The following is a 15,264-nucleotide window of genomic DNA, read 5'->3' as shown; positions in this document are numbered from 1 at the left end:
TTGATCGGTCCGGGCATCGTATCGGCCGTACCGGAGCGGAACCCCTCAGGACCAGCGGCCCGTACGCGCCAGCAGCACCGCCGTCGCCGCCGTGCCCGCCGTGGAGGTCCGCAGCACCGAGCGGCCCAGCCGGTACGGCCGCGCGCCGGCCTCGGCGAAGGCGGCCAGCTCCTCCGGGGAGACCCCGCCCTCCGGGCCGACCACCAGCACGACGGAGCCGGAGGACGGGAGCTCCGCCACGGCCAGCGCCTCGGAGGGGGTGTCCCGGTCCTCGTGCAGGACCACCGCCAGGTCGGCGCCCGCCAGCAGCGCGGCCACCTGCTTGGTGGACATGGCCTCGGCCACCTCCGGGAAGCGGACCCGGCGGGACTGCTTGCCCGACTCCCGGGCGGTGGCCCGCCACTTGGCCAGGGACTTGGCCCCCCGGTCGCCGCGCCACTGGGTGATGCACCGCGAGGCCTGCCACGGCACGATCGCGTCCACGCCGGTCTCGGTCATGGTCTCCACCGCCACCTCGCCGCGGTCGCCCTTGGGCAGGGCCTGCACGACGGTGATCCGGACGGCCGGCTCGGCCTCCTCGAAGACCCCGGACACCGAGACGACGAGCCGGTCCTTGCCCTCCGCCGCCTTCACCACGGCCTCGGCCCAGCGCCCGCGGCCGTCCGCGAGGACCACCGCCTCGCCCGGGTTCAGCCGCTTCACGGAGACCGCGTGCCGGCCCTCGGGGCCGTCCAGGACGAACTCCGGCCCCGCGGGGACCTCTTCGACCACGAACACGGGGGCGGTCATGACGCACTCCTCATCTGCATGTCCTTCAACGCTCTCTGCGCCTCGGCGAGTTCGGCCGCCAGCACCTCCACCAGCTGGCCGGCCGGCAGCACCCGCGCCAGCCGGTGCCCCTGGCCCGCCCACAGGGCCATGCCCTGCGGGTCCCCGGCCGCGGCGGCCGCCTTGCGCAGCCCCGAGGTCAGGTGGTGCACCTGCGGGTACGCGGCGGGCGCGTAGGGCCCGTGCTCCCGCATGAAGCGGTTCACCAGGCCGCGCGCGGGCCGCCCGGAGAAGGCCCGCGTGAGCTCCGTCCGTACGAAGAGGGGGTCGGTCAGCGCCTTCTTGTGCAGGGGGTCCGCCCCCGACTCGGGGCACGCGAGGAAGGCCGTGCCGAGCTGGGCCGCCACCGCGCCCGCCGCCAGCAGGGCCGCGATCTGCGAGCCCCGCATCAGGCCGCCCGCCGCGATGATCGGGAGCGCGACCGCCTCCCGTACCTGGGCCACGAGCGCGAGCAGCCCCACGGCCGCCGTGCCGTCCGCCTGGGGGTCGTCGCGGTGCGTGCCCTGGTGGCCCCCGGCCTCGACGCCCTGCACGCAGACCGCGTCGGCTCCGGCTGCCTGCGCGGCGCGCGCCTCGTCGACGGAGGTCACCGTGACGACGGTGTACGTACCGGCCTTGCGCAGGGCGGCGAGGGCCTCGGGGGTGGGGCAGCCGAAGGTGAAGGAGACGACCGGGACCGGGTCTTCGAGGAGGATGGCGAGTTTGGCGTCGTAGCCGTCGTCGCTGGTGCCGATGATGTCGTCCTCGGCGAGGGAGATCGCGTACCAGCTGGCCTCCCCGGCGAGCTGCCCGCGGTACGCCTCGACGGCGGCCGGGTCCACGTAACCGGTCTGCGGCATGAAGAGGTTGACACCGAAGGGGCGCCGGGTGAGCGCGCGCACCTGTTTGATCTCGTGGTACATGCCGTCGGCGGTCTTGTAGCCGCCGGCCAGGAAGCCCAGTCCGCCCGCTTCGCACACCGCCCCGACGAGCGCGGGGCAGGAGGCGCCGCCCGCCATGGGCGCCTGCACGATCGGATGGGGGGAGAGACCGTTCGGTGGCGAGGACATGGACTGCATCGTGCCATGTCCCGCTCAGCGGGCCGAATCACGGCATTCGCCTGGCATAGTCCGCTTCCCCCGCTGGCCGAAACCGGTGTACGGACCACCCGCCGGCAACGCACGGAGCCCGGCCGGGGATGGTCCCCGGCCGGGCTCCTATGCGGTGCGCACGGGCCGGTCAGCGGCCGTTGAACGCGTCCTTCAGGCGGCTGAACAGACCCTGCTGGCCGGGCGCGAACTGGCCCGTCGGCCGCTCCTCGCCGCGCAGCTTCGCCAGCTGGCGCAGCAGTTCCTCCTGCTGGGCGTCCAGCTTGCCCGGGGTGGTGACCTCGACGTGGACGATCAGGTCGCCGCGCCCGCCGCCGCGCAGGTGGGTGACGCCGCGCCCGTGCAGCGGGATCGCCTGGCCGGACTGGGTGCCGGGCCGGATGTCGATCTCCTCCATGCCGTCGAGGGTCTCCAGCGGGCACTTGGTGCCCAGGGCCGCCGCCGTCATGGGGATGGTCACCGTGCAGTGCAGGTCGTCCCCGCGCCGCTGGAACGTCGGGTGCGGCAGCTCGTGGATCTCCACGTACAGGTCGCCGGCGGGACCGCCGCCGGGGCCGACCTCGCCCTCGCCCGCGAGCTGGATCCGGGTGCCGTTCTCGACGCCCGCCGGGATCTTGACCGTGAGGCTGCGGCGGGAGCGAACCCGGCCGTCGCCCGCGCACTCGGGGCACGGGGTCGGGACGACGGTGCCGAAGCCCTGGCACTGCGGGCAGGGGCGCGAGGTCATGACCTGGCCCAGGAAGGACCGGGTGACCTGGGAGACCTCACCGCGGCCGCGGCACATGTCGCAGGTCTGCGCCGAGGTGCCGGGGGCTGCGCCCTCGCCGGAGCAGGTGGTGCAGACGACGGCGGTGTCGACCTGGATGTCCTTGGTCGTGCCGAAGGCCGCCTCGTCCAGCTCCAGGTCCAGGCGGATCATGGCGTCCTGGCCGCGGCGGGTCCGCGAGCGCGGGCCGCGCTGCGAGGACTGGCCGAAGAAGGCGTCCATGATGTCGGAGAAGTTGCCGAAGCCGCCCGCCCCGAAGCCGCCCGCGCCGCCGCCGCCCGAGGAGGACAGCGGGTCGCCGCCGAGGTCGTAGACCTGCTTCTTCTGCGGGTCCGACAGCACCTCGTAGGCTGCGTTGATCTCCTTGAAACGCTCTTGCGTCTTGGGATCGGGGTTCACATCCGGGTGCAGCTCGCGCGCGAGCCGCCGGAATGCCTTCTTGATCTCATCCTGGGATGCGTCGCGGCGCACGCCGAGCACGGCGTAGTAGTCCGTGGCCACTTACGACTCCGCCAGGATCTGTCCGACGTAACGTGCCACTGCGCGTACCGCTCCCATCGTTCCGGGGTAATCCATGCGGGTCGGTCCGACCACGCCGAGCTTGGCGACCGTTTCGCCGCCCGAACCGTAACCGACCGAGACGACGGACGTGGAGTTCAGTCCCTCGTAGGCATTCTCATGCCCGATCTTCACGGCCATTCCCGACTCGTTGGCCTCGCCGAGCAGCTTGAGGAGCACGACCTGCTCCTCCAGCGCTTCGAGCACCGGCCTGATCGTCAGGGGAAAATCGTGTCCGAAGCGCGTGAGATTGGCGGTGCCGCCGATCATCAGCCGCTCCTCGGCTTCCTCGACCAGGGTTTCGAGGAGCGTCGCGAGCACGGTGGACACCGTGGCGCGGTCCTCGGCCTCGAAGGATTCGGGCAGGTCCTGGACGAGCGGGGGCACGTCGGTGAAGCGACGGCCGACGACGCGGGCGTTGAGCCGGGCCCGCAGATCGGCGAGGGAGGCCTCGCCGAAGGGGGTCTGGCAGTCGATCAGCCGCTGCTCGACGCGCCCGGTGTCCGTGATCAGTACGAGCATCAGGCGCGCGGGGGCGAGCGAGAGCAGCTCCACGTGCCGGACGGTCGACCGGGTCAGGCTCGGGTACTGGACGACGGCCACCTGCCGGGTGAGCGTGGCGAGCAGCCGCACCGTACGCCCGACGACGTCGTCGAGGTCGACGGCGCCGTCGAGGAAGTTCTGGATGGCCCGCCGCTCGGGGGTCGACAGCGGTTTGACCCCCGCCAGCTTGTCGACGAAGAGGCGGTAGCCCTTGTCGGTGGGGATCCGGCCGGCGCTGGTGTGGGGCTGGGCGATGTAGCCCTCTTCCTCCAGCACGGCCATGTCGTTGCGCACGGTGGCAGGCGAGACCCCGAGGCGGTGCCGCTCGGTGAGCGCCTTGGAGCCGACCGGCTCCTCCGTCCCGACGTAGTCCTGGACGATGGCGCGCAGCACTTCGAGTCTGCGTTCGCTGAGCATCGCGCACACCTCCGGCTGTGGTCCGTTGCCCTGTTCGTTTGGCACTCTGATCGTTCGAGTGCCAGAGATCCCCCGCTCAGTGTACGGCCGGGTAGTAAGACCCTGGCAAGGGAGGCCCGCCAGGGTAGCGTCGCGGCATGGACGTGCGTTGGGAAGAGACGGGCTGGGAACGCCTGACCGGACGGACCGGCCGCAGACGGCTGCCGGTGTGGGACTGCACCGCGGGACTGGTGGTGGGCGACGATTCCGTCCTCCTCATCGACCCGGGTTCGTGCTTGCGCGAGGGCGCGCAGCTGCGCGCGGAGGCGGAGCTGCTCACCGGTCGGCGAGTGACCCATATCGCATTCACGCACGGCCATTTCGATCACGTCCTGGGCGGGGCCGCGTTCTCCGGGGTCGAGGTGTACGGGGCGGTCGGGCTGGACGCGGTGCTCGCCACGGGCCGCGAGGAGCTGCGCGACGACGCGGTGCGGCAGGGCCTGGCCGAGGCGGAGGCGGCGGAGGCGGCGGACCTGCTGGTGATGCCGAAGCACCTCGTGTCGGGCGAGTGGACGCTGGAACTGGGCGGGGTGCAGGCGCTGCTGGCCAATGTGGGTCCCGGGCACACCCGGAACGATCTGGCGGTCTTCGTGCCGGGCGAGCGCGAGACGGTGTTCTGCGGCGACCTGGTGGAGGAGTCGGGCGAACCCATGGCGGGCCCGGACGCGACTCCGGGCCAGTGGCCCGCCGCCCTGGACCGGCTGCTGGCGCTCGGCGGGGACGACGCCCTGTACGTCCCGGGTCACGGAGCGGTGGTCGACGCGGGCTTCGTCCGTGCGCAACGCGCCACACTGGCGGCGCGTTTCGGCGTGTCGTAGCGGTGATCGCCGTACCTCTCCTACTCTCGGCCGGATGCGCGAGTACTCCCCCGACCTGACCCCGCAGTGGAAGCGCCCGAAGGCCGTGCCGGAGGTGGCGGCGGAACGGGACCTGGTCGTCGAGGTGGCCGGTACGGACTTCTGCGGCGCGGTGGTGGCCTGCGAGGCGGGCACGGTGACCCTGGAGGACCGCTTCGGCAAGCGGCGGGTGTTCCCGATGGAGCCGCGCGGGTTCCTGCTGGAAGGGGCGGTCGTCACCCTGGTCCGCCCTTCACGCGCCCCCGCGGCGCCCTCCCGTACGGCCTCGGGCTCCATCGCCGTCCCGGGGGCCCGGGCGCGGGTGGCGCGGGCCGGCCGCATCTACGTGGAGGGCCGCCACGACGCGGAACTGGTCGAGAAGGTCTGGGGCGACGACCTGCGCATCGAGGGCGTGGTGGTGGAGTACCTGGAGGGCATCGACGACCTCCCGGCCATCGTCGCCGAGTTCGCCCCGGGCCCGGACGCCCGCCTGGGCATCCTGGTGGACCACCTCGTCCCGGGGTCGAAGGAGTCCCGCATCGCGGCCGCGGTGACCTCCCCGGACGTCCTGATCGTGGGCCACCCGTACATCGACGTCTGGCAGGCGGTGAAACCGTCCGCCCTGGGCATCCCGGCGTGGCCGGTGGTCCCGCGCGGCCAGGACTGGAAGACGGGCATCTGCCGGGCGCTGGGCTGGCCGGAGAACACGGGGGCCGCCTGGCAGCACATGCTGTCCCGGGTGACGTCCTACAAGGACCTGGAGCCGACGCTGCTGGGCTCGGTGGAGCACCTGATCGACCACGTCACGGCCCCCTAGGGCGGGTCTTCCGGATCAGGCCGGACCCGCCGCCCTAGTCGACCAGGTCCCGGACCACCGCGTCCGCCAGCAGCCGTCCCCGCAGGGTCAGCACGGCCCGCCCGGCCTCGTACGGGCCGGATTCCAGCAGCCCGTCCGCCAGGGCCTTGCGGGACGCGGCCAGACCGGCGGGGGCCAGCAGGGACAGCGGTACGCCGTCCACCAGGCGCAGCTCCAGCAGGATCCGCTCCACCCGGCGGTCCTCCTCGGACAGCAGCTCGCGGCCCGCGCCCGGGGAGCGGCCCTCCGCCAGGGCGGCGGCGTAGGCACCCGGGTGCTTCACGTTCCACCAGCGCACCCCGCCCACGTGCGAGTGCGCGCCCGGGCCCGCGCCCCACCAGTCGGCGCCGCGCCAGTACAGCTCGTTGTGCAGGCAGCGCCCGGCCTCCGAGGTGGCCCAGTTGGACACCTCGTACCAGGCGTAGCCGGCCTCGGCCATGACCTCGTCCGCGATCAGGTACCGGTCGGCGTGCACGTCGTCGTCCGTCATCGGGACCTCGCCCCGGCGGATCCGCCGCGCCAGCTGCGTGCCCTCCTCGACGATCAGCGCGTAGGCGCTGATGTGGTCCGGCCCGGCGCCGAGCGCGGCGGCGAGCGAGGCCCGCCAGTCGTCGTCCGACTCCCCCGGGGTCCCGTAGATCAGGTCGAGGTTGACGTGCTCGAAGCCCGCCGCCCGCGCCTCCGCGACGCACGCCTCGGGACGGCCCGGCGTGTGCGTGCGGTCCAGCACCTTCAGGACGTGCTGCTTCGCGCTCTGCATGCCGAAGGAGATCCGGTTGAAGCCGCCGGCGCGCAGCTCGGCCAGGTAGGCCGGGTTCACCGACTCCGGATTGGCCTCGGTGGTGATCTCGGCGTCCTCGGCCAGGCCGAACTCGTCCCGGATCGCCGCGAGCATCCGTACGAGGTCTCCGGCGGGCAGCAGGGTCGGCGTGCCGCCGCCGACGAACACGGTGCGCACGGCCCTCGGGTCGTCCCCGAGCACTTTGCGCGCGAGCCGGATCTCGTCGATCAGGGTGTCGGCGTAGTTCTCCCGCGAGGCGAGCACACCGCCGGTGCCCCGCAGCTCGGTGGCCGTGTAGGTGTTGAAGTCGCAGTACCCGCAGCGCGTGGCGCAGTACGGGACGTGCAGGTAGAAGCCGAGCGGCCGGTCCCCCGCGCCCGCCAGGGCGTGCGACGGCAGCGAGCCGTCTTCGGGCATGGGGTCACCGTCGGGGAGTGCGGAAGGCATACCCCCATCATCCCGCACCCGCGGGAGACCGAGCCCCGCCGGCGTTTGAGGCGTGCGGGTCCCCCGGACGGAGTCCGGGGGAGGGTCTGGGGCGGAGCCCCCGCACGCGGCCCGCAGGGAACCGCGCACCGGCACCGCCCCGCCCCCGCCGGGCCCGCGGCAGGCGTCAGGCTTCGCGGGAGCCCTCGTACATCTCGTCGATCAGGTGCTTGAACTCACGCTCGACGACCGGCCGCTTCAGCTTCAGGCTGGGCGTGAGGTCGCCGTGCTCCACGTCCAGGTCGCGCGGGAGCAGGCGGAACTTCTTGAGCGTCTGCCATCTCTGCAGGCCCTCGTTGAGGGTCTGCACGTACGTCTCGATGAGCCGTACGGTCTCGGGCGCGGCCAGCACCTCGCCGTAGGTCTTGCCCTCGAGCCCGTTCTCGGCGGCCCAGACGAGGATCGACGGCTCGTCGAGCGCGATGAGCGCCGAGCAGAAGTTCCGGTCGGCGCCGTGCACGACGATGGTCGACACGTACGGGCAGATCGCCTTGAACTGGCCCTCGATCTCGGCCGGGGCGACGTACTTGCCGCCCGAGGTCTTGATCAGGTCCTTCTTGCGGTCCGTGATGCGCAGGTAGCCGTCGGCCGAGAGCTCGCCGATGTCGCCGGTGTGCAGCCAGCCGTCGGACTCCAGGACCTCGGCGGTCTTCTCCGGGTGCCCGTGGTAGCCCTGCATGATGCCGGGGCCGCGCAGCAGGACCTCGCCGTCGTCGGCGATGCGGACCTCGGTGCCGGGGAGCGGCTTGCCGACCGTGCCGGTGCGGTAGGCCTCGCCCGGGTTGACGAAGGAGGCGGCGCTGGACTCGGTGAGGCCGTAGCCCTCCAGGATGTGGATGCCCGCGCCGGAGAAGAAGTAGCCGATCTCGGGCGCCAGGGCGGAGGCGCCGGAGACGGCGGCGCGCAGCTTTCCGCCGAAGGCCTCGCGCAGCTTGGAGTAGACGAGCGCGTCGGCGATCTTGTGCTTGGCGGTGAGGCCGAGCGGCGCGGTCTTGCGGCCGGTGCGCCGGAAGTTGTCCTGGGTGACCTTGGCGTATTCGCGGGCCACGCCGACCGACCACTGGAAGATCTTGTACTTGGCGCCGCCGCCGGCCCGGGCCTTGGCGGCCACGCCGTTGTAGACCTTCTCGAAGATGCGCGGAACGGACGCCATGTACGTCGGCTGGACGACCGGGAGGTTCTCGATGATCTTGTCGACGCGGCCGTCGACGGCCGTCACGTTGCCGGCCTCGATCTGCCCGGAGATCAGGCACTTGCCGAAGACGTGGGCCAGCGGCAGCCACAGGTACTGGACGTCGTCCTTGGCGAGCAGGCCGGTGGCGACCATGGCCTTGCCCATGTACGACCAGTTGTCGTGCGGCAGCCGTACGCCCTTGGGGCGGCCGGTCGTGCCGGAGGTGTAGATGAGGGTGGCGAGCTGGTCGGCGGTGATGGCGCCGATCCGCTCCTTGACGACCTCGGGGTGCTTGGCGAGGTAGTTCGCGCCGCGCTTCTCCAGGTCGGCGAGCGAGAGCACCCAGCCCTCGGGGTCCCCCTTCTCGGCGACCGCGTCGGCGGACTCCACGACCACCACGTGGGCGAGGTGCGGCAGGTCGGCGCGGCGCTCGCGGGCCTTCGCGAGCTGCTTGCCGTCCTCGGCGATGAGGATGCGGCTCTCGGAGTCCGAAAGGATGAACGCCGACTCGTCCGCGTTGGTGCTGGGGTAGATGGTGGTCACGGCGCCGCCCGCGCACATCACACCGAGGTCGGACAGGATCCACTCGACCCGGGTGTTGGAGGCGAGGGCCACCCGCTGCTCCGACCCGATGCCGAGGTCGATCAGCCCGGCGGCGATGGCGAAGACCCGCTCGGCCGTCTGGCCCCAGCTGAGCGACTTCCAGTCGTCGGGGCCCTGGCCGCTCGCCGGGGGCACCGGGAACCGGTAGGCCTCGTCGTCGGGCGTCTTGGCGACGCGCTCAAGGAAGAGGGTCGCCACGGTGGGCGGGCGGTTCTCGATCAAGGTCTGTGTGTCGCTCACGGACGTCCTCCGGACCACGCGGCAGGGCCTGTCATTCAGGGCGGTGACTCAGGGTTGTAACTGGCGAGTAACCATCGAGCAGTGATCAGAGTAGGGGCCCTCCGGCCGGTGCGTAAGAGCCCCCGAGCGGCCGATTCATAACGAAACAGGCCCCCGGGTATCCACTCGGGGGCCTGGCTCGTACGCAATGCCCGTCGTCGGGCTACTTCTTCTTGCCGCCGGAGTCGTCGCTGGACAGCACCGCGATGAAGGCCTCCTGCGGGACCTCCACGGAGCCGACCATCTTCATCCGCTTCTTGCCTTCCTTCTGCTTCTCCAGCAGCTTCCGCTTACGGGAGATGTCACCGCCGTAGCACTTGGCGAGGACGTCCTTGCGGATGGCGCGGATGGTCTCGCGGGCGATGACGCGGGAGCCGATCGCGGCCTGGATCGGCACCTCGAAGGCCTGCCGCGGGATGAGCTCGCGCAGCTTGGCGACCAGGCGCACGCCGTAGGCGTAGGCGGCGTCCTTGTGCGTGACGGCGGAGAAGGCGTCGACCTTGTCGCCGTGCAGCAGGATGTCGACCTTGACGAGCGAGCCGCTCTGCTCGCCGGTGGGCTCGTAGTCGAGGGAGGCGTAACCGCGCGTCTTGGACTTCAGCTGGTCGAAGAAGTCGAAGACGATCTCCGCGAGCGGGAGGGTGTAGCGGATCTCGACCCGGTCCTCGGAGAGGTAGTCCATGCCGAGGAGGGTGCCGCGGCGGGTCTGGCAGAGCTCCATGATCGCGCCGATGAACTCGCTGGGCGCGAGGATGGTGGCCCGCACGACCGGCTCGAACACGTCCGAGATCTTGCCCTCGGGGAACTCGCTCGGGTTGGTGACGGTGACTTCCTTGCCGTCCTCCAGGACCACCCGGTAGACCACGTTGGGCGCGGTGGCGATCAGGTCGAGGCCGAACTCGCGCTCCAGGCGCTCGCGGACCACGTCCAGGTGGAGCAGGCCGAGGAAGCCGACACGGAAGCCGAAGCCGAGCGCCGCCGAGGTCTCCGGCTCGTAGACGAGCGCGGCGTCGTTGAGCTGGAGCTTGTCGAGGGCCTCGCGCAGGTCCGGGTAGTCCGAGCCGTCGAGCGGGTACAGGCCCGAGAAGACCATCGGGCGCGGGTCCTTGTAGCCGCCGAGGGCCTCGGTCGCGCCGCCCAGCAGGCTGGTGATGGTGTCACCGACCTTGGACTGACGGACGTCCTTCACGCCGGTGATGATGTAGCCCACCTCGCCGACGCCGATGCCGTCGGCCGGGGTCATCTCGGGCGAGGAGACGCCGATCTCCAGCAGCTCGTGGGTGGCGCCGGTGGACATCATCTTGATGCGCTCGCGCTTGTTGAGCTGGCCGTCGACCACACGGACGTAGGTGACCACGCCGCGGTACGAGTCGTAGACCGAGTCGAAGATCATCGCGCGGGCGGGGGCGTCCTTGACGCCGACCGGGGCCGGGACGGTGGCGACGACCTTGTCGAGCAGGGCCTCGACGCCCAGGCCGGTCTTGGCCGAGACGCGCAGTACGTCCTCGGGCTGGCAGCCGACCAGGTTCGCCAGCTCCTCGGCGAACTTCTCCGGCTGGGCGGCCGGCAGGTCGATCTTGTTGAGCACGGGGACGATCGCGAGGTCGTTCTCCATCGCCAGGTACAGGTTGGCGAGGGTCTGCGCCTCGATGCCCTGGGCGGCGTCCACCAGGAGGACGGTGCCCTCACACGCGGCGAGGGAACGCGAGACCTCGTAGGTGAAGTCGACGTGCCCGGGGGTGTCGATCATGTTGAGGATGTGCGTCTTGCCCTGACCCTCGCCCTCGGTGGGCGCCCAGGGCAGTCGGACCGCCTGGGACTTGATCGTGATACCGCGCTCACGCTCGATGTCCATGCGGTCGAGGTACTGGGCGCGCATCTGCCGCTGGTCGACCACACCGGTGAGCTGGAGCATCCGGTCGGCAAGGGTCGACTTGCCGTGGTCGATGTGCGCGATGATGCAGAAATTGCGGATCAGCGCCGGGTCGGTACGGCTCGGCTCGGGCACGTGGCTGGGGATCGCGGGCACGCAGTGTCCTGATTCTCGGTCGCAGTCGGAACGCGGAACGAAGTCTGAAGTCCTCCCATGGTCCCATGGACGGGGCAGTGCGCTCGGTTTGGGCCGCCGGGAGCGTCCCTGGTAGCCTGGGCAGCTGTGTCTCGTATGCCCTCTCAGCTGTCGGGACACAATCCGAAGATCAAACTCTGAACCTGAAAAGGCTCTTTCGTGGCGAACATCAAGTCCCAGATCAAGCGGAACAAGACGAACGAGAAGGCGCGCCTGCGCAACAAGGCCGTCAAGTCCTCGCTCAAGACCGCGATCCGCAAGGCCCGCGAGGCCGTCCTCGCCGGTGACGTCGAGAAGGCCACCGTGGCTTCCCGCGCCGCCGCGCGTGCGCTCGACAAGGCTGTCTCGAAGGGTGTCATCCACAAGAACGCCGCCGCCAACAAGAAGTCGGCGCTGGCCACCAAGGTTGCCTCCCTCCAGGGCTGAGCTCTCGATGTGAATCGCCGGTAGGGACCCAGCGGGCCCTCTCTTCCGCTCCCTCACCGGCACACCGCGCCGCACGCGGCCTGCGTTCGCCACGCGGGTGCGGCGCAAGCATCTTCACGCAGTGACCGAAGGCCCCGGCCTCCACCCTTCCCCAGGGCGGAAGCCGGGGCCTTCGCGTTGCCCGCTCAGCCCCGGACGGCGGCGAGGACGGTCGAGGTCAGCACCTCGGGGGCGTCCACCGGGTCCAAACGGCCGGCCTGCACCTCGGCGGCGGCCGCGTGGACGAGGCTGTAGACGACGGTGACCAGCCAGTCCGCGGACAGGTCGGAGCGCAGCTCGCCGGCCTCCTGGCCGCGCACGATCAGGCGGCGGACCGGGGCCAGGATCCGGTCGTGGCGCTCGCGGAGCCGCTCGGGCGGGAAGGCGGCGGAGACTGCGGCGAAGACGGCAGAGTGCCGGTCCAGCAGCCGCCAGGAGGTGCGGACGAGCCCGGCGAGGTCGCCGCCGTCCGCGAGGGCGGCGGCGGCTTCGGCCTCGGCCCGGTCGAAGGCGGCGTCGAGGAGCGCCTCCCGGGTGGCGAAGTGGGAGTAGAGCGTGACCCGGCTGACTCCGGCGGCGCGGGCGATGGCAGCCATGCCGGCCTGCGGGTCGGCGAGGAAGCAGTCCAGGCCCGCGTCGACGATCGCGGCGGCGTTGCGCTCGGCGTCGGCGCGGCGGGGCCGGGAGCCGGGGGTGTCGGTTGCCATGAACCCAAACTTAACACCACTGTTCACATTCCACGGGCGGACGCGCATACTCGATCCCTAACAGCCCTGTTAACTTTAGGAGCGGCTTCGCCATGCCCTCTCACGCCCACGCCCATACGCAGCTCCACACGCACCCGCACCGGTGGCGCCTCCTGGCCCTCCTCTGCCTGGCCCAGTTCATGCTCATCGCGGACGTCACGGTGGTGAACGTGGCCCTGCCCGTCATCGGCGCCGACCTCGCGCTCTCCGACACCGGCCTCCCCTGGGTCGTCACCGCCTACACGCTCTTCTTCGGCGCCCTGCTGCTCGTGGGCGGGCGACTCGCCGACCGGTTCGGGGCGCGGCGGATGTTCCTGACCGGCCTGACGCTGTTCACCGCGGCCTCCGTGGCCTCCGGCCTCGCGGGGACCGGCGGCACGCTGATCGTGGCGCGCTCCGCCCAGGGCATCGGCGCTGCCTTGCTCTCACCTGCGGCGATGGCGCTGGTCCTGGCCTTGTTCGAGGGCCCGGCACGCCACCGCGCCCTCGGCGTGTGGGCGGGGATCGGCGGCGCCGGAGCGGCACTCGGAGTCCTGCTCGGCGGGATCCTGGCCGCCGGGCCGGGCTGGCGGTGGATCTTCTACGTCAACCTCCCCGCCGGGGCCCTGGCACTGATCGCGGTCCCGCTGCTGCTGGGGCACTCGCTGCGCACCCCCACCCGCCGGTACCCCGTGGACCTGACGGGAGCCGCGCTGCTGACGGGGGCCTCCGCGTGCCTGGTCTACGGGCTGACCGAACGCTCCTGGCCCTGGCTCGCCGGAGCCGCCGCGGCGGGCCTCCTCCTCGCGGTGGCCGAACGGCGCAGCCGGCACCCCCTGCTGCCCTCCGCCCTCCCGGGCCGCCGAGCCCTGCTGGGCGGGAGCGCGGTGATGCTCGGGGCGGCCGGACTCCTGGTGGCCGGCTTCTACCTCAGCTCCCTGCACATCCAGCACGCCCTCGGGCGCAGCGCCCTCGTCACCGGGCTGGCCTTCCTCCCGGTGGCGGTGGCGGTCACCGCGGGCGCTCACCTGGGCGGCCCGGCGGTGGTGCGCTTCGGCTGGCGCCCGGTCGGCGCGACGGCCTTCGCCCTCGCCGCGGCGGGCGCCGCCCTGGCTCCGACGGGCGGGCTCTGGACCGGCCTGGTCCCCGGCTTCGCCCTGCTGGCCCTCGGTCTCGGCGGGGCCTTCGTCTGCGCGACGACGGCCGCCCTCTCCGAAGTCCCCCCGGAACACTCCGGAGTGGCCTCCGGCCTGGTCGGCACTTCGCACGAACTCGGCGCGGCCCTCGGCGTAGCCGCCCTGGCCCCGGGCGGCTTCAGCACCCTCCCACTCCCGGCCCTGGCCCTGACCCTGACCGCGGCAGCCCTCCTCCCCAAGGGCCGCCCATCAGCCGACGCGGCCCGTGCAATGGCCCACTGACCGGACCGGCACCCGCCGGCCCGGACAGGGCCGGGTGTTCACCGGGGCATCCCCGCAGCCCCGCACCACCCCGCCGGGGCCGGGTGTGCGGAGCCGTCCCCCACCCCGCCCCTTCCCGAGACTGGGGCTCCGCCCCAGACCCGGTCCTCAAACGCCGGACGGGCTGGAGGGTACGGCCGGGCTCTGCCCGGACCCGGGGGCTCCGGCGCCGGCCCACACCCAGCCCTGCAGAGCCGGCCCCGCAGCCGACTCGGGACCGGGCCGGAGGCCTAGATGAATGAGTCCGATGTTCTCAGTGGTCGTAGGCGATCAGGGAGCGTTTGATCTTGGCGCCGGTGGTCCAGTTGTGCCAGATTCCGGCCGCGAGGGCGAGGAGTCTTTGGCCGGTGCGGGCGAAGACTCCGGCGGGGGTTCTGCCGCCGTGTTGTTCGAGGCTGAGCTGGCCTTTGAGGGTGTCGATGACGGCCTCGATCCACTGACGGACCCGGGCGATCTTGCCGTGGCGGACGGGCTCGTCCTTGCGGTCCGGCCGCACCAGGTGCACACCCAGTCGCTCCGTGCAGAAGGCTTCAAACTCCTTCCCGGCGAAGCCCTTGTCGGCCAGGATCACCTGACCGGCCCGGACGAGGCGGTGGTCGCGTTCCAGCAGCGCGGCCATCACCTCCCGTTCGCCGAGTTTCGGGTTGGCCAGGCACCAGGTGACGGGCATGCCCTCGGCGGTGGCGACCAGGTAGAGCCGGAAGCCCCAGAAGAACCGGGAGTGGGAACGGCAGTAGCCGTAGCCGCAGTGCCCGGCCAGGTCGGATCGTTTGACCGTCTCGCGGGAGGCCGCGCAGGGCAGCGGGGTGGAGTCGATCAGCCGCAGGTCGTCGTCCCAGGTGGGGACCTGCCTGGCAAGGGCCTCGATCACGTGGCTGATCAGCGGGCCGGCGGCGTTCAGACGCTTGTTGTAGGCCGACTGCTGGGGCAGGTAGCGGAACAAGTGCCCCAACCGGGTGTGGGCGAAGCGGATCCAGTGCCGGGCCGAGGGAAAGCCGAGCAGGACCTGGGCGACTGCCAGGCACAGGAGTTCGGCGTCCGTCAGTTTCGGGGGTCGCCCGATCCGGCGACGTGGGGCCACATGGTCGTCGATGAACACGTACAGTGCCGCCAGAAGGGCGTCCAGGCTGGTCTTCACACACAAGCCAACGGGCGCCCTTCGCCATGGTCGCGGCCAGCACAAACATCGGACTCACTCATCTAGGGGGTGTCCGGCGGATCAGGGTCGGACAGGCCGCGTCGTCTGGTGCCGTGCATTGCAAGGCGGAGGAGGGAGTCGATGCGGAGCATCGACG

At 71.8% G+C, this 15,264-nt stretch carries 13 protein-coding genes; 4 read left to right on the top strand and 9 right to left on the bottom strand.

Annotated elements, in window-relative coordinates:
- Nucleotides 1–45: 45 nt before the first annotated feature.
- From AB0O21_RS33185 to hrcA, 4 genes are all read right to left on the bottom strand, one after another.
- Complete coding sequence (locus AB0O21_RS33185) at nt 46–789, bottom strand: 16S rRNA (uracil(1498)-N(3))-methyltransferase (protein WP_365177239.1); 744 nt, start codon at nt 787–789, stop codon at nt 46–48.
- Entirely contained in the window at nt 786–1,877 is a 1,092-nt protein-coding gene (locus AB0O21_RS33180; protein ID WP_365177236.1) for a nitronate monooxygenase, read from the bottom strand. Before AB0O21_RS33180 ends, AB0O21_RS33185 begins: the two co-directional genes overlap by 4 nt.
- Before the next feature lie 169 nt (nt 1,878–2,046).
- The gene (dnaJ, locus tag AB0O21_RS33175; protein WP_365177233.1) at nt 2,047–3,183 is read right to left on the bottom strand and encodes a molecular chaperone DnaJ; all 1,137 of its coding nucleotides are present in this window, start codon (nt 3,181–3,183) and stop codon (nt 2,047–2,049) included.
- Nucleotides 3,184–4,200 carry a heat-inducible transcriptional repressor HrcA gene (hrcA, locus tag AB0O21_RS33170; RefSeq protein ID WP_365177230.1) on the bottom strand — a complete coding sequence of 339 codons (1,017 nt, stop codon included), beginning with the start codon at nt 4,198–4,200 and terminating at the stop codon, nt 3,184–3,186. It lies immediately after the preceding gene.
- Between the two features lie 137 nt (nt 4,201–4,337).
- On the opposite strand from hrcA, the gene AB0O21_RS33165 reads away from it, so the two are divergent.
- Nucleotides 4,338–5,057, top strand: coding sequence for an MBL fold metallo-hydrolase (locus AB0O21_RS33165; protein ID WP_365177227.1), 720 nt, complete (start codon nt 4,338–4,340; stop codon nt 5,055–5,057).
- A 34-nt stretch (nt 5,058–5,091) separates the two neighbouring features.
- Nucleotides 5,092–5,892, top strand: coding sequence for a DUF3097 domain-containing protein (locus AB0O21_RS33160; protein WP_365177224.1), 801 nt, complete (start codon nt 5,092–5,094; stop codon nt 5,890–5,892).
- 34 nt (nt 5,893–5,926) lie between these two features.
- Here AB0O21_RS33160 and hemW read toward each other — a convergent pair whose 3' ends face one another.
- The 3 genes from hemW to lepA all read right to left on the bottom strand — a co-directional run bounded on the left by hemW (nt 5,927) and on the right by lepA (nt 11,283).
- The gene (gene hemW / locus AB0O21_RS33155; RefSeq protein ID WP_365177221.1) at nt 5,927–7,159 is read right to left on the bottom strand and encodes a radical SAM family heme chaperone HemW; all 1,233 of its coding nucleotides are present in this window, start codon (nt 7,157–7,159) and stop codon (nt 5,927–5,929) included.
- Nucleotides 7,160–7,325: 166 nt separating this feature from the next.
- Nucleotides 7,326–9,215, bottom strand: a complete 1,890-nt coding sequence (locus tag AB0O21_RS33150; RefSeq protein WP_365177218.1) for an AMP-dependent synthetase/ligase — start codon at nt 9,213–9,215, stop codon at nt 7,326–7,328.
- 202 nt (nt 9,216–9,417) lie between these two features.
- Nucleotides 9,418–11,283, bottom strand: a complete 1,866-nt coding sequence (lepA, locus tag AB0O21_RS33145) for a translation elongation factor 4 (RefSeq protein ID WP_365177216.1) — start codon at nt 11,281–11,283, stop codon at nt 9,418–9,420.
- Between the two features lie 198 nt (nt 11,284–11,481).
- Here lepA and rpsT point away from each other — a divergent pair, with 198 nt between their 5' ends.
- Nucleotides 11,482–11,748, top strand: coding sequence for a 30S ribosomal protein S20 (rpsT, locus tag AB0O21_RS33140; protein ID WP_030010251.1), 267 nt, complete (start codon nt 11,482–11,484; stop codon nt 11,746–11,748).
- Between the two features lie 185 nt (nt 11,749–11,933).
- Here rpsT and AB0O21_RS33135 read toward each other — a convergent pair whose 3' ends face one another.
- Nucleotides 11,934–12,494: a TetR family transcriptional regulator gene (locus AB0O21_RS33135; RefSeq protein WP_365177213.1), complete on the bottom strand. Its 561-nt coding sequence runs from the start codon at nt 12,492–12,494 to the stop codon at nt 11,934–11,936.
- Between the two features lie 92 nt (nt 12,495–12,586).
- On the opposite strand from AB0O21_RS33135, the gene AB0O21_RS33130 reads away from it, so the two are divergent.
- Entirely contained in the window at nt 12,587–13,930 is a 1,344-nt protein-coding gene (locus AB0O21_RS33130; protein WP_365177211.1) for an MFS transporter, read from the top strand.
- A gap of 292 nt (nt 13,931–14,222) precedes the next feature.
- Here AB0O21_RS33130 and AB0O21_RS33125 read toward each other — a convergent pair whose 3' ends face one another.
- Nucleotides 14,223–15,107, bottom strand: a complete 885-nt coding sequence (locus AB0O21_RS33125; protein WP_365177208.1) for an IS982 family transposase — start codon at nt 15,105–15,107, stop codon at nt 14,223–14,225.
- Nucleotides 15,108–15,264 lie beyond the last annotated feature (157 nt).

The organism is Streptomyces sp. NPDC091371 (assembly GCF_040684275.1).
In the GTDB taxonomy this organism is placed as follows: domain Bacteria; phylum Actinomycetota; class Actinomycetes; order Streptomycetales; family Streptomycetaceae; genus Streptomyces.
Note: the sequence above shows the minus strand (reverse complement) of the source record. Positions and strands in the feature narration are given on the sequence as shown.

Bases quoted from the DNA above. Each gene is read 5' to 3' on its own strand.
- AB0O21_RS33160 (WP_365177224.1), top strand. From the start codon at position 5,092: ATGCGCGAGTACTCCCCCGACCTGACCCCGCAGTGGAAGCGCCCGAAG.
- AB0O21_RS33135 (WP_365177213.1), bottom strand. From the start codon at position 12,494: ATGGCAACCGACACCCCCGGCTCCCGGCCCCGCCGCGCCGACGCCGAG.
- AB0O21_RS33180 (WP_365177236.1), bottom strand. From the start codon at position 1,877: ATGTCCTCGCCACCGAACGGTCTCTCCCCCCATCCGATCGTGCAGGCG.
- hemW (WP_365177221.1), bottom strand. From the start codon at position 7,159: ATGCCTTCCGCACTCCCCGACGGTGACCCCATGCCCGAAGACGGCTCG.
- AB0O21_RS33130 (WP_365177211.1), top strand. From the start codon at position 12,587: ATGCCCTCTCACGCCCACGCCCATACGCAGCTCCACACGCACCCGCAC.
- hrcA (WP_365177230.1), bottom strand. From the start codon at position 4,200: ATGCTCAGCGAACGCAGACTCGAAGTGCTGCGCGCCATCGTCCAGGAC.
- AB0O21_RS33185 (WP_365177239.1), bottom strand. From the start codon at position 789: ATGACCGCCCCCGTGTTCGTGGTCGAAGAGGTCCCCGCGGGGCCGGAG.
- AB0O21_RS33165 (WP_365177227.1), top strand. From the start codon at position 4,338: ATGGACGTGCGTTGGGAAGAGACGGGCTGGGAACGCCTGACCGGACGG.